The sequence below is a fragment of the Geomicrobium sp. JCM 19038 genome, from assembly GCF_000698125.1.
GTDB lineage: Bacteria > Bacillota > Bacilli > Bacillales > Marinococcaceae > Geomicrobium_A.
On the sequence record NZ_BAXA01000006.1, the window covers coordinates 88,632 to 102,864 of the forward strand.

15 protein-coding genes are annotated in these 14,233 nt (G+C 41.9%); 4 read left to right on the plus strand and 11 right to left on the minus strand.

Annotated features, from left to right (window positions below):
* Positions 1–38 precede the first annotated feature (38 nt).
* A complete protein-coding gene (locus JCM19038_RS09440) occupies positions 39–1,112 on the minus strand; it encodes an SH3 domain-containing protein (protein ID WP_042417167.1) in 1,074 nt (357 codons plus the stop codon).
* 273 nt (positions 1,113–1,385) lie between these two features.
* Here JCM19038_RS09440 and JCM19038_RS09445 point away from each other — a divergent pair, with 273 nt between their 5' ends.
* Entirely contained in the window at positions 1,386–2,255 is an 870-nt protein-coding gene (locus JCM19038_RS09445; protein WP_042417169.1) for a M23 family metallopeptidase, read from the plus strand.
* Here the strand turns inward: JCM19038_RS09445 and JCM19038_RS09450 are convergent.
* From JCM19038_RS09450 to JCM19038_RS09465, 5 genes are all read right to left on the minus strand, one after another.
* Positions 2,233–3,048, minus strand: a complete 816-nt coding sequence (locus JCM19038_RS09450) for an aminoglycoside N(3)-acetyltransferase (protein WP_042417170.1) — start codon at positions 3,046–3,048, stop codon at positions 2,233–2,235. The two genes, JCM19038_RS09445 and JCM19038_RS09450, sit on opposite strands and share 23 nt — an antisense overlap.
* Before the next feature lie 38 nt (positions 3,049–3,086).
* Entirely contained in the window at positions 3,087–3,587 is a 501-nt protein-coding gene (locus JCM19038_RS09455) for an ECF transporter S component (RefSeq protein WP_042417172.1), read from the minus strand.
* A gap of 10 nt (positions 3,588–3,597) precedes the next feature.
* A complete protein-coding gene (locus tag JCM19038_RS09460; RefSeq protein WP_042417435.1) occupies positions 3,598–4,161 on the minus strand; it encodes a TIGR00730 family Rossman fold protein in 564 nt (187 codons plus the stop codon).
* A gap of 77 nt (positions 4,162–4,238) precedes the next feature.
* Positions 4,239–4,382: a hypothetical protein gene (locus JCM19038_RS22805; RefSeq protein ID WP_193745098.1), complete on the minus strand. Its 144-nt coding sequence runs from the start codon at positions 4,380–4,382 to the stop codon at positions 4,239–4,241.
* Positions 4,379–5,419 carry a globin domain-containing protein gene (locus JCM19038_RS09465; RefSeq protein ID WP_052361361.1) on the minus strand — a complete coding sequence of 347 codons (1,041 nt, stop codon included), beginning with the start codon at positions 5,417–5,419 and terminating at the stop codon, positions 4,379–4,381. Before JCM19038_RS09465 ends, JCM19038_RS22805 begins: the two co-directional genes overlap by 4 nt.
* A 318-nt stretch (positions 5,420–5,737) precedes the next feature.
* Between JCM19038_RS09465 and JCM19038_RS22810 the strand changes: the two genes are divergently transcribed.
* On the plus strand, positions 5,738–5,941 hold the full coding sequence (locus JCM19038_RS22810; RefSeq protein ID WP_238554360.1) for a DHCW motif cupin fold protein: 204 nt from the start codon (positions 5,738–5,740) through the stop codon (positions 5,939–5,941).
* Between the two features lie 230 nt (positions 5,942–6,171).
* Here JCM19038_RS22810 and JCM19038_RS20710 read toward each other — a convergent pair whose 3' ends face one another.
* Genes JCM19038_RS20710 through JCM19038_RS09475 form a run of 3 tightly spaced genes read right to left on the minus strand, consistent with a single transcriptional unit; the run spans position 6,172 to position 10,044 of the window.
* Complete coding sequence (locus JCM19038_RS20710) at positions 6,172–6,501, minus strand: hypothetical protein (protein ID WP_052361362.1); 330 nt, start codon at positions 6,499–6,501, stop codon at positions 6,172–6,174.
* Complete coding sequence (locus tag JCM19038_RS09470) at positions 6,498–8,006, minus strand: hypothetical protein (RefSeq protein WP_052361363.1); 1,509 nt, start codon at positions 8,004–8,006, stop codon at positions 6,498–6,500. The genes JCM19038_RS20710 and JCM19038_RS09470 overlap by 4 nt, the downstream gene beginning before the upstream one ends.
* The gene (locus JCM19038_RS09475; protein WP_042417175.1) at positions 7,987–10,044 is read right to left on the minus strand and encodes an RND family transporter; all 2,058 of its coding nucleotides are present in this window, start codon (positions 10,042–10,044) and stop codon (positions 7,987–7,989) included. Before JCM19038_RS09475 ends, JCM19038_RS09470 begins: the two co-directional genes overlap by 20 nt.
* A gap of 155 nt (positions 10,045–10,199) precedes the next feature.
* Here JCM19038_RS09475 and JCM19038_RS09480 point away from each other — a divergent pair, with 155 nt between their 5' ends.
* Entirely contained in the window at positions 10,200–10,766 is a 567-nt protein-coding gene (locus JCM19038_RS09480; RefSeq protein ID WP_042417178.1) for a TetR/AcrR family transcriptional regulator, read from the plus strand.
* A gap of 22 nt (positions 10,767–10,788) precedes the next feature.
* On the opposite strand, the gene JCM19038_RS09485 is transcribed toward JCM19038_RS09480, so the two are convergent.
* Positions 10,789–11,409, minus strand: a complete 621-nt coding sequence (locus JCM19038_RS09485; protein ID WP_152549392.1) for a LysE/ArgO family amino acid transporter — start codon at positions 11,407–11,409, stop codon at positions 10,789–10,791.
* Between the two features lie 104 nt (positions 11,410–11,513).
* Between JCM19038_RS09485 and JCM19038_RS09490 the strand changes: the two genes are divergently transcribed.
* Positions 11,514–12,959 (plus strand): PLP-dependent aminotransferase family protein, encoded by a 1,446-nt coding sequence (locus JCM19038_RS09490; protein ID WP_052361369.1) that lies wholly within the window; start codon positions 11,514–11,516, stop codon positions 12,957–12,959.
* On the opposite strand, the gene JCM19038_RS09495 is transcribed toward JCM19038_RS09490, so the two are convergent.
* The gene (locus JCM19038_RS09495) at positions 12,904–14,166 is read right to left on the minus strand and encodes a cytosine permease (RefSeq protein ID WP_042417180.1); all 1,263 of its coding nucleotides are present in this window, start codon (positions 14,164–14,166) and stop codon (positions 12,904–12,906) included. The genes JCM19038_RS09490 and JCM19038_RS09495 overlap by 56 nt on opposite strands.
* Positions 14,167–14,233 lie beyond the last annotated feature (67 nt).

Here is a 14,233-nt window from a genome sequence, read left to right on the forward strand (position 1 = left end):
AGAAGGAGGCTCTGGAGTTGGTTCAGGAGGTGTATTGTCTACGACATCGATATGGTCAATATGCGTATATGCAATCCCACCTTTAAATGTAAATGAAACCCATGGACCCCGTTCACATAGTCGTGAATTTGAATGTCCGTACCTTCCGTAAGCGTACCAATTCGTTCAGCTGAACCGCTAGGATTCTGGCGAACCGCTAACGCACGATGAGTGACTGTTCCCTCGTCAACGACAGGTAAGTCAGCTGATGCCGGTTCGATCTCTACAAAGTAATCACTATGTGTATACGCAATGTTTCCATCATAACGAATACTAACCCACGGACCACCGTTCACTGTTTCAATAATTTCGAGTGCATCGCCCTCAGTGGCGCCACCAACACGAGCGCTTGAACCACTTGCTCGCTCACGGATTGCCAAGTTGTGGTGAGTGACAATTCCAATCGCAGAAACTGAGGCGTTACTTGCCGATTTTGTTTCGACGGTTTCTTCTTGTGAAGGTTCAGTTTCTTCCTGTTCTTCTTCCTCTTCTTGAGTTGCTTCTGTTAAGTAATCGGTATGCGTATACGCAAATTGTTCTTCATACTTAATGAGAACCCAAGGAGCATGATCAAGGTTGTAGATGTCAACTTCGTCGCCATCATGCAATGTCCCTAATCGTTCAGACGTGCCTGATGCTTCAGCACGTACCGCTAAAGAATGGTGGTTTACAACGAGTGTCTCAATAACTTCTAGTTCTTCATTTGCTGCGTCGTCGACTGCTTCTTCATTTGCTTCGTCTATTAGTGAAATATAAGAGTTATGTACAAACCCTGTTTCTTCGTCATAAGTAATTTCATACCATTCATCTTCGTATTCATTGACTACGGTTACGCTATGACCTTCTTCAAGCTGACCGATTGTATCATATGTCGTATCAGGACCTGTTCGAACATTTAAATTGCCCGAAGATTCCACGATTCCCTCGCGCTCCTCTTCAGCAGCTTGCACATTCTGATCTACGATCCCGACGCTCAATACCATCGCAAATGCTACGATTGCGGGCTTGATTTTGGTTTTGCGTAAACCTTGGTTAACGATGAACTTGTCTTTGTTGCGGATAACGATCGTCACTCCTCCCTGCTAGATTGTGTGAAATTTCAGCAAAAAAATGTACTTAGCTAAAATTTCCCATGAAAAAAAGCACATAAATGATGTACTCTCTGTCCTGAAATTAACATATTTACTATAAAATGCAAATCCATGTCATCGTTTTGTAATAATATTGAAAAATATGTATAAATCGATCGAATTGATAACAAGTCTGTCAACGAACCACGAAAATTGACGAAAAACAGTCCTACGATCATAATCTAGACTAACGAAAACGAATGGAGATGAGCATGAATGACCCCTGATATTTTTCGTGACTGTCTTCAAAAAGGAGACTATGAGCAACTCTATCAAAAAACGAGTAACAGTTTTAAAAAGAAAGTGTCGAATCAAGAATTCCACACGATCTTAACTACATTTTTCGAAAAACAACCGACGCTTACACTGCAATCAAGTTTCATTTATGATCAAGAAACAGAGTATTCCTGGATTGATGAATCAAAAACTCGAGGTGTCGTCGCATCATTCCAAGATGATGGCACAATTTCCGGCATGTACGTCCTTCCTCTAGCCAAAGAAGTCACACTTGCTCAACCTTGGACAAAAAATAACTACAGCCTTCCTTTTACTGACGAATGGTTTACCTATTGGGGTGGCGATCATGAGCTCGTCAATTATCACTATACGTACCCACATCAACGTCATGCCTACGACTTCATCAAACACAATGGTCGCAAGTCGTACGATGGACCTGTAGCTAAAAACCGCTCCTACCTTGCATTTGGAGAACCGGTAATCGCTTCTGCAGCCGGACGTGTCGTTGATGCGGTTACTCACATCTCCGATAATGAACCTGTCGGTAAGATGAATGAGCAGCAACCATTAGGTAATTACGTTGTGATTGAGCATGAGCATGGCGAATATAGTTTCACTGCCCATTTGCAACAATTCTCTGTTCTAGTACGCGTTGGCGAATCGGTTAAAGCAGGTCAAAAAATCGGAAACTGCGGTAATTCCGGCAATTCAAGTGAGGCACACATCCACTTTCAAGTGAGCAATGGACCTGAGTTTCAATCCAGCTCTTCATTACGCATTCAGTTTCAACCTGCCATCGCGCCGATTCGCGGTCAATTTATTTATTCTAATCAATACCCTCTAACTTAGCTAATTCTACAGCTGTACAATCAACCAATGCCCGTTGTGATAAAAGCTTGGACGTCGCTTCACCTACGTTCCCAGTACGTACAACATGAGCATCTTCGAATTTCGCACCGATCTCTGGGAATCGTTCTTCATCATAATCAAGCTCTTGAAAGTCTTTCCAGACCTTTTGGCCGTTTTCCATCATTGGACTCATTCGTTCAATGATTTTTTGTTGTGTGCCTGCTCGGTGTTCTCCTAAATGCATCGATGTGTTCGTTTCATAGTCCGTCCCAATCATCAGCACAGACCCGTTTTGATCATAAATGTAAGACAAAGGTGATACCTCACCTAAACCGTGATTCAAAGCGTGATTTTTAATGACCTCTGCGCTGTTCTTGCCCCACACTGAAAAGGAATGCATCGGATGATGGCTTCGCATTACGTGTGGAGATGTTCGAAACGCCTCCGGAATTGCGCCCATCATAAACGTAGGTGTACGTAAAGGATCGAACGCTGGCATTTCGATCATCACTTCTTCAATCCACTCTTTTGGAATAGAAGGATTTTGCCAATCACGAGGATCTGATACGTCAGCGCTATGAGCTGGCATTATTAACGTGCCCTCTTCTGTCAGCACTTCTTGCAACGCTGCTACAACTGTAACTGCGCCCCCAACAACCCAGCCAATCGATTTAAGTGATGAATGAACGATGAGTGTCATCCCACTCGAAACACCTAGCGATCGTAAATCACGAACGAGTGATGTTTTCGTTTGTGGCATCTTACTTTGTTTCATAACGTCAAATTGCCCCATAATTTTCCTCTCCTCTAGGAAATTCTATCATACATATACTAGTCATAATTCTGTTTTTTATAATCTAATAATAGCTTTTTTAAGAAAGGATATAGCAATAAGATAAACGCTACATTTCCGATGGCGTGATACGTATCAAAAGGCAATCCTGCAAGGTAGTACGCCCAAAAATAGTCGGTCACGACCAAGATATTCAATGAGACGATTAGACCGTACAAATAACCGAACAACGCGCCAAAGATTGCAATCACAATGATTTTCATATTCGGAAAGGCTTTTCCTAACAAGCCACTTACAATCCCAATGAACGCCCACGCTAGGATTTGGAACACCGTCCAAATGCCTGTCCCTAAAAAAAGATTCGTTAAGATCGCGCTTCCAGCTGCCAAAATAATGCCAAACGCTGGCCCCATAAAAAATGAACTAATAATAATGATGGCACTAACAGGTTGAACGTTTGGAATGTAAACAAAAATGAGGCGGCCGACAACACACAAAGCCATAAGTACAGCAAGTAACGTAATCTTCTTCGTTTTCATCGTTTACTTCTTACCATTTTGAAACGTGACCACCTTTATAACGTTCCATCTTATAAAGCAGTTCCTCAGCATCGGAAGAAACGAGAATCATCTCTTTGTATTCTTGTCTCATAAACTCTTGCTCTACTGTATGATCAATCATCTCTAACAACGGATCATAAAAATGGTTAACATTCAAGAGACCGAAAGGCTTCTCATGGTAGCCGATTTGCGCCCATGTAAACACTTCAAACCACTCTTCAAGTGTTCCTGCTCCTCCTGGCAACGCAACAAATCCGTCAGATAACGCCGCCATCTTTGCTTTACGTTCGTGCATCGTCTCTACGACATGTAGTTCATCTAATCCACGATGAGCAATTTCTACAGATGTTAATTTTTCAGGGATCACGCCAATTGCCTTTCCACCACAAGCTTTCACTTCATCAGCAATAGCACCCATACATCCTACTTGTGCGCCACCATAAATGAGCGTTTTATGTTGAGATGCTAGCACGTTGCCGAAATTTCTTGCTGCCTCCGCGTACACATCCGTTTTGCCATTACTTGAACCACAGAATACCGCTAACGACTGGATCATTGTTCAATTCCCCCTCTTCTATCACTTCATTTAGTGTAATAGAAAAGACACAGAATGTCTTCTGTGTCTCATAGTTAGAGTGACATCGCTTGTGGGCGAAATCCTTCGTAATAACGTTGGTCTTTAGGGATCCCGATTTCCTCCAAAGATTGAGAAATTGTACGTAAAAATTGTGTTGATCCGCAAACGTACACATCGCTATTATGATATTGAATCATGTTCCTAAGCCTACTAGAATCAATCGCACCTTCATATACAAACGGCTCAGCATCTTGAGCAGCCGTTTCTGTATAGAAATATGCTTTGTTGCCTGTTCTGATTCAAAAAGAATTGATTCTATTTCCTCTTTTAGAATGTGGGTGTCACAACTTTTTGTTGCATGAATCCATGTGACCGCTTGACTATTGGCAATTTGTGATTGAAGCATACTGACTAGTGGCGTTAACCCAATTCCTTCACTTATGAATACAACTGGTCTTTCAGCGTTCACGACCGAAAATGCTCCAGCTGGTGCTGCCAACTGTAACTGACTTCCTTTAACGATATTGTTATGGATATGAGAGGATACAGCTCCAGGTTCATGTTGAATCGTTATTCGAAATTCATTCTCATCAGAAACCTTAGAGAGACTGTAATGCCGTTTATGAACATTTGACGCTTCGTCAATCTCCATTTCAAGTGTCACATATTGACCAGGCAAAAATGGAGGAAGTGGTTCGTGATCCACTGGCTTCATATATAGAGAGATCACTTCAGCTGTCTCTTGAACTCGATTGGTTACGTAAAATGCACGATTCCCTGTCCAACCGCCTCTAGCTTCTGCAACTTGTTCATACGACTGTCGCTCTGCCTCAATAAAAAGGGCTGCAATACTCGCATAAGCTTTTCCCCAGCTCTCGAGTACGTCGCCTGTCACATTCGTGCCGAGTACATCACGAACCGTTTGCAAAAGAATGGTACCGACAACTTCATAATGTTCAGGTTGCACACCTAACGCTCGGTGCTTCTCTGCAACGTGTGTAATCATTGGTCCTAGTGATTCTAATTCATCGATGTGAATACCCGCTTTGTACACACTGTCCATAAGTGCTCTTTGTTGAATGCCTCGTTTTTGATTCGCTTCATTAAAAAAGTTATGCAGTTCTGGATGTTGTTCAAACAGCGTTTCATAGAAACGCTCACCAATTTCTCTTCCATACTCTTTAAATACAAAAGCCGTCTCTTTTACATTCTTGATGTCTTGTTCTTGAAGCATATGTACCCCCTTCTTTATGACCAACTCAACCATAGCGTACGCATTCACACAACACAATTCGACACCGATGAAAGTAGAGGATTACGTCAGTTCGAACTAGGAATGAATGCCTATCTAGCATCTATATTTGGACAGTAGCGCGAGTTCAACTTATACTTGTTTTATTAACAAAAAATTCTGACGAGGTGACACGATGATTATTCAAGAAATTCCTTTCGATGTCGTAGACTGGGCTTCCATTACTGAGGAGACCATTCAAGGTACCAAAGGCACGGCACACGTAAAGACATTCAATTAAACAAAATTACCTTAGCCAAGGTGACCTATTCCAAAGGCTACATCGCTGATCACTGGTGTGAAAAAGGACATATTATTCATGTTCTTGAAGGAACTTATATTATGGAAACAAAAGACGGCAAACGCCGAGAGGTAGAAGCTGGTCAGACGCTTCATGTGAGTGATGAACAAAACTCTCATCGTTCAGTAACTGACACCGGCGTCTCATTATTTATTATTGAGTAATAATAAAAGCCATTCTCATGGGCTTTTATTACATCTTTTTAAGAATGAATTTGTTCACTAAACGATTGACGACCGCGATGACAACCGTTGTGACGACTGAGGCAAAAATTCTACGAAACATATGAATCATTCCTTTCATTAGTTCTATTCCCGTTCTTGCATCTTGTCATTCATTATTCTTTTATTTACAAGTAAAAAGGACGAATTCAAAGAATTCGTCCTTACAGTCCTTACAATCCGATCAATTGTAAAAAGCGTTGCCACATGCTCGGCTCTTGTTCAACTGCCTCTTCTTGTTCATCATCAGGAATGTGTAAACTCTCTGTTTGCACAACAAATTGAACGCTATTGATGTACTCGTTGTTCTGCTCTGAACTAAAAGAAATGGCCTCGTAATCCGATTTATCATATTGAGAGATCATCTCATCGATTTCTTCTTGCATTTGCTCTGGAATTTCTTCGGTCGCATTCGTTAACTCTGTCATGCCATTGGATAAGCTTTCCGTACCGGTTGCAAGTTCCTTAGCACCCGAAGAAGATTCGGCTATTCCGCTGTTCAACTCACCATACGCACTCGATAATTGTTCAACACCACTCGTATAATCACTAAGCCTTCGTGGAACATTCCATACTGATTTGCCAATTGATCAATCCCATCAGTTAGCGATTGTAGCCCGTCTCCTACATCGATGTTTCCAAGCTCACTTGAAGCAGCCTTTGCGAATTGTCGCAGTCCTGACTCCACGTCTTCAACAGATCTTTCAAGTTCTTGAAGCGCTTGTGAGGTCGAAGAAAGTCCAGATTCAATTTCCGCATAAGTTCCCTTTACACGTTGGGCACCTTCGTAGAATTGAACCAATTGCCCAAGCGCTTGTGAATCAGGGTTCTCTTGCATTAATTGACCAAGCTCCTCTTCTGGAATTCCCTCGTCTGGAATCGACTGAACTGCGGTGTTAAGTGCATCATTCATGCCATCATAACCCGTACGTACAGTTGAAAGCGCCCCATTAATTTCTGACAACCCGTCCGCTAGTTCTTCTAACGCTCCAAACATATTCCCATCAATATCGATTTCTAGATCTGATTGCCCCGAGAGTCCGCTTTGTAGCGTTTGAAGTCCATCATTAATTTCTGAAGACGCCGCTCTCAACTCTGAGCCAGCATTTGCTGTTTCTTGAATTCCCGAAGCATACTCACTTGAACCCGATTCCAGTTGATTTAATCCGTCTGTAAATTCAACAAGCCCAGAATGTACATCACCAATCCCGTCGTTCAACTGCACTAACGCACCCGTTAACGATTCGAACTCTCCAGTTAGCTCCTCTGTGTCAGGCGGATCAATGGCAACGGATGAAGGCATACCACTCATTTGAATGCCTTCTAATTCAAATTGTGACGTTGTTGCTTGAACCGTAACTGTTTCTTCTGTTTCAGGCATCACGGTAAACACCACTTGTTTATCTTGCCCCGCATTAGCAATGGTCGCCCCTTCTGCTTGAATATCGCTAAACTGGGCATTAGAAAACGGAACGGTAATTTGCATCATGTAGTTTTCAAAGAACTCAGGCTCTACATCTTCATTTTGTTTTACATCGATTTGAATCTTTACGTCTCCACTTTTTCCAATGAGCGATTGACCGTCAATCGGTTGATCATTCAATGTATACGTGATCTCAAACTCCCAAGGTAGAGCAACGTTTTGCTTTAAATTGCCTTGATAATAAAACGTCTCGTCTGTGGCCTCAATCTGGATCGTTTCGTTTGCAAGTTGTTGGATGGTACTCGTATCCGTTAAGTTGATTAATTCATCATACGCCCCATAATCAGTTACCTCACCCGGTGTCTCGAGATGCAAGGCATTAACGATATACAGTTCCTGAGCTACGCCGTCTGCACGAAGATTTGCGTAGACAACTTCATCTTTTTGCTCAATAACGCCTTCACTGGAAACAGTTGACGTAACACCTTCGTCAATACTGCTTGCTGACATAATAATGGTGGATGCATGACAAGCACGGTTGCAAGTGACACAGCTAGCATTCGTTTCATTCTTTTTCCCCCTCATAAAAGTTCGCTCGGTACGTTGTCTTTTTTATAAAGCGATCACTTAACAATGTGATGGCTGGCAAGAAGAAAATCACGAGTAAAAATGCAATGGCAGCCCCGCGTCCGAGTAATAAGCCAATTGAAGCGACCGTTGGATTTGAGGAAACGAACCACAGCACAAACCCAACACTTGATAAAATCCCTGCTGAAATGGTGACTGGAAACACCTTTTCATCTAATGACTTCTTCATCGCTGGTACTTTCGGCATTGTCGTCCGGTGATGTTTGTACGTCTCCATAATTAAGATTGCATAGTCAATCGTTGCCGCGAGTTGAACCGTACTTACAATCAAATATCCGATAAATACGAGCGAATCGTTCGTAAAATACGGAATCGATAAATTGATCCATACCGATGCTTGAATCGTTACGAGAAGTACGATCGGGATAGAAAAAGATCGAAAGGCGATCATTAAAATTAGTGCGATCGTTGCCACTGTCATCGTCATTACAATCGTGTTGTCGTCTGTTACAACATCTTTCATGTCGTAGAGCGCGACACTTTCCCCAAGCGTATGAACATTGTCACCGTAATAGGCAGTAGCAAGTTCTCTCGTTTGTTCAACGAGCTCAAATGCCGCTTCCCCTTCAACACCTGCATTGGTGAACACCATGATCCGACTGTAATTTTCCGAGAAGAAATCACTTGTCACTTGTTCACTAAGAAATTCAGACGGGATTAAGCTTCCAACGGCTGTTGCATACGACATGACGGAATCCACATGGGGCAACTGTTCCAATGACTTCGCAAGGGCTTCCTCTTTTGCAATATCATCGTTTGGCACGAGCACAACCATCGGTGTCGACTCTCCAAACGTTTCCTCGATTTGTTTTGCATCCGCACCTGCACGGGTATCAAGAGGCAATTCACCTAATCCATACGTAAATGATGTGCTACTTTGTGCAAGGAAGCTTGGTACGATTAACGCTAAAACGAGGATAAGAGCAGGGATTCTAAGCTTCAGAATTTTAGCGCCGATTCCTTCAAAGCTCGGCACGAAGTTACGATGCTCCGTCTTCTTCATCCACCGGTAACCGATTAACGTTAATGCTGGTAAGAACACAATGACTGCTAAGTAACTAAAGGCAATTCCTTTTACTAAATTAAAACCGAGGTCTGAACCAATTTCAAAATCCATCAGCATTAACGTCATAAACCCGAAGAACGTCGTTAGTGCGCTCATCGTAATGACTGGGAACGATGATTTCATTGCTTTTGACATCGCCGTCTCCGGCTTATGACCGCGCTTTAATTCATCAGAGAAATTGTGGAGTAAAAAGATCGCATAATCTAAAGACACAGCAAGTTGTAAAATGGGAGCTACGGACTGGGTTACGTACGAGATTTCACCGATAAAAATGTTCGTACCAAGATTCATTAGGACTGAGACACCAATCGCAGTTAAGAAAAAGACCGGTTCAATCCATGATTTGGTCGACACAATGAGAAACAGCAAAATAATTGGAATTAGAAATGACGCAGCAAATACCGTCTCAGTCGTTGCCATCGTTTGAGACGTTGCGGTATTGGCCGCCTCACCTGATACGGCGTTTCCCTCTCCAATCACCTCATAAATCTCTTCGATTGCATCGACTTCATAACCAAGCTCAATCGTTAGTGAGTAAAGCGCATCGTGATTTTTATAATACGTCTCCACGATACTGTCATCAATAAATTCAAGAGGAATGACAACGTCTAAAACGTCATCTAACCACATGACGTCGGTGACCCCTTCAATGGTATGTAAACGCTCTTTATAGTGAAGTGCTTCTTGTAACGTTACATCTTGCACGAGTACGTTCGTATTAGGGATTGAGGCCGTGAATTCTTCTTCCATTACTTCTTGGCTCTTTGTTGATGGCGCTTCGTCTGGCATGTAATCTGCCATATTGTAATTAACCGACACAAAAAATTGTGCGATTACTGACAATACAGTTAGAATCGCAAACACAATGACGATCGCCCGACGATGTTGTATAATCTTCTCGTTAAACATCCCATCCACCTTATTTCTGTTGACGTTACAAAAAATATCTTTATCATTATATAAACACGGTGTTGGGAAAACAACACACAGTTGCTTACTATTTGTTAGTTTTTCAACAATTATAGCTATCGTGTTGGTTAACGATTTAATAAGGAGAACAGAAAATGGATCGACGAAAGAAATATACGCAATCGACGTTAAAAGGATGTTTAGTTGAACTACTCAAACAAAAACCGATTACTTCGATTACTGTCAAAGAATTGTGTGAGGCGGCGGATGTAAATCGGTCGACGTTTTATAGTCATTATGACAACCACTTCGACTTACTTGAGAAAATCGGTGAGGATATCATCTTTGACATGGAGCATACACTAACAGAGTTTAATTTCGGGACTGAACGAGAATCGCTGCAAATGACAGAGCGGGCTTTGCAGTACATTGAAGAGAAATTCGATGTGTGTGAGGTTTTATTGAGCTCGCATGGGGATATGAATTTTAAAAAGCGTGTGATGGATTTACTATTGCCTGTTATATTAGATAAATTTAATGACGAACTTCACCTAAAAGGGCAACTATCAGAGTACATCCCACTGCTCGTAATTAGCGGGAGTATCGCTGTCATTGAACGTTGGCTTGAGAACGGCAGACAAGAAACACCAGAACAAATCGCCGCCCTCATCCACCAATTCACAAACCACGGCCTCATCGGGGACAGTCCCCCACTGCGTTAGAGCGCCAGGGGACTGTCCCCCGTCACGATAGTGCACGAAAGCCGTTAACGAGCAAGTAGATCGCTACACTCCAAATGAACAGTGCAGACAGTTTATAAATGATATGTAATGCTTTCCCGCTTTGATCGAGTCGTCTTAGCAACCGTCCCGCAACAGCTAAGGCAAAAAATGCAACCCAAGAGACGAGTACGCAAGAAAACCAAAAAGCCCAACGCTCAGATGATAATTCGTAAACAACCGCATTCGTTCCAATCACACCTACAGTGTCCATAATGGCGTGAGGATTTAATAACGATACTGAAATGGCAAAGGTGATTTGTTTACGCTTGGATAACGCCTTCACTTCTTGATCTTTCACACGTGGAGTACGCCAGATCGATCTTCCAATTAGAAGTAGAAAGACAAACCCTACGAGATACAATAATCCTTGTAAAATCGGAATAGCCATAATCATCACAGATATTCCTATGATCGCTAGACTAATTAAAATTAAGTCACAAATCCCAGCGGTTACAACGACAGGTATGGCTTGTTTAAATCGAGGTTGATTTGCACCTTGGCTAAATATAAATAAATTTTGTGGACCCATCGGCAAGATCAATCCAATTGATAATATAAGTCCGTGCAGAAACGCTTGTAGCAACTCATGCCACCCCCTTTTGACTTAACAGTAACTTGTTCCTACCATGAACTGTAGGACCAATTCCAAGTGTATTTTAGCCAACCAATTCTTTTGAGGAGATAACGATGAGCGATAAGATATCAAAACATTCAAGTAAAACTCTTGTTGAACAATTGATGGCTTGGATTCTAAGAAAAATAGATCAGAATGAATGGCCAGCAGGTACAAAACTGCCCTCACAACGGGCACTCGCAGAATTGCTTCATGTTAACCGATCGACCGTAGTCGAAGCTCTTGATGAATTGAAAGCTGAAGACGTATTAGAAAGTCGTCAAGGAAGTGGCGTTTTTGTAAAGCAACCGTTTTCGACCATTTATCACAACCGACCAGTGGATTGGCGTGGTCGCATGACAAATTCGCATGTAGAAGCCAATGTACATACGATTCAACTCATTAACGAGTATGAATCAAAGAAACATGTCATCCGTCTTGGTACAGGGGAATTGTCACCTGAACTAATTCCCACAGCACGATTGCAACGACTGATGCATACATCTTACTTAACAAACATTGACTTCGGCTATTCAGAACCAAAAGGAAATGAAGCATTGCGTGAAACGATCGTTCAGAGGTTAAAAAAGCGTGGGATTGTAACGTCTAAAGATGGGGTTTTAATTGTTTCTGGAGCGCTGCAAGCATTACAGCTCATTTCATTAGGATTGTTAGAACAAGGCTCTCATCTTTATTTTGGTGCCCCTTCTTACATTCCTTCAATTCCGTCGCTGCAGGCAACACCTTTAGAAACCCCTATAAATCGGTTAAAGAATGGGATTTTATACACAATTCCAACGTTAAATAATCCTACTGGGCAAACGATGAATGAACATGAACGCATACAACTTCTTCAAGATGCAAGCAAACGAGGAATTCCGATCATTGAAGACGATGTGTATCATGACCTTTCATTTGAACCGTCTCCAAAAGCATTAAAATCCATGGACACTACAGGCCAAGTTATCTACATAAGTAGTATTTCAAAGACTATAAGCCCAGGATTACGCATCGGCTGGGTAGTTGCACCAACACCAGTTATCGAGCGTCTCGCTGATGTGAAGATGCAGCTTGATTATGGTAGCAACGCACTTTCACAACACATCGTAACAAGACTGCTTTCATCAGATGACTATGACGATCATATTCAACAACTACGCAACCAACTAAGTAAGAGAGCCGCTTATACAGAACAATTATTGAAGACCTATTTATCAAATGATGCCCAGTGGAAAAGTCCAAAAGGAGGATTCTATATTTGGGTAACATTTAAAGAGCCAATCGTGACTAAATCGCTTTTTCTTAGATTGCTCAAACGTAACGTCCTAATCAATCCTGGTTACGTGTACAGTCCTCGAGATACTATAGTTTACGAATTTCATTCGCTTACTGTACCAACGATCAACTACGATCAGGGCTTCAAATACTTTCGGAGGAAATCTCAGGGGACAGTCCCCCACTGCGTTAAAGTGCCGGGGGACTGTCCCCTTCTGGAATTGCTTTTGTTAACGTTACCTTAGAATATAATGCGTAGATGAAGAATGCGGAAACGATTCCTACAACCGCATTTGGTATAAACGGATAAAACTGGAGTGAAAGTAATGACAATACCGCTCCAGCACCTGCAGAACTTAATGCAGCGACATTGACTCCAGAACGCATTGGATTGTATGAACCAGTTAATCGTGAATTTAAATAATACTCTGCAATAATTACAGCACCAATTGGCGGGACGATGATCCCTAATAAATCCATCCATGCTTGCAAATTAGATATAACACCCGTAGCAGCAACAAACGCCCCTAGTACTCCACCGAAAATCACAGAATGCTTCCATTTTATTTTGCTACTCAAATTCGCATACCCCATTGTCGCATTATACAGACAACTATCAGACGTCGACCAGTTACTCAGACATACTGCAATTACAACCGGAACTCCACCAAGTATCGCTGTCATACCGAAATACGTATCAATTCCAGGGGCTGCAGAACTTGCGAGCGCTCCTAAAGATAAAGCACCACAATTCCCTAAGAAAAACGCAATACATGTAACTATAATTGCATGTCGACTATTTTTAGCATAACGAACAATATCACCTGTCATCGTTCCACTAACAATAAACAACCCTAGAGCTATACTCATTCCAACACTAAATGGTTGTTCTACTGCTGGTGTACTCGTCCAAGCATCCGCTCCAGCAGGTACAACAATGACAAAAATTAAGTAAAGCGCAAGCAATGCAATTGCCGGTAAAGCTAAATAACGCAGATACAACATAAGTCGATAAGACAAGGCCGATAATAAGAATAATAATCCAAATATAAGCCCCCATATAAAAGTAATACCATTCCAAAGCACTCCAATAAGATCTGCCATTAACCAAGGCTGATATGCAAACCAGCCGTTTACGATTAGCGCCATAATTAATATTGGAATCCATGCCCCTTTAACTCCGAAAGTTGCTTTTACCATCATAGGAAAAGAAAAACCTGTCCGGGCTGCAATAACTGCAATAAAACCAGAAAAAATGACTAGCACAATGCTTCCTGCAAGAATAGCAAAAAGTGCATTCGGCATCCCTAAGGCTTGTTCAATTTCTCCTCCAACCCAAAAACTCATGAAACTTACAGCAAAGCCTAGCCATATGAGTGACGGTTTGTACAGAGGTTCACGTTGGTCTTTCGGAACTGCTTGATCATGTCTTTCTTCTGCTTTTTCAGCCATTGTAGCCTCCTATTTTGTGATCACAATTTATGAGACTGACTATAGCATCTTCGTTAATTCTTCTGTT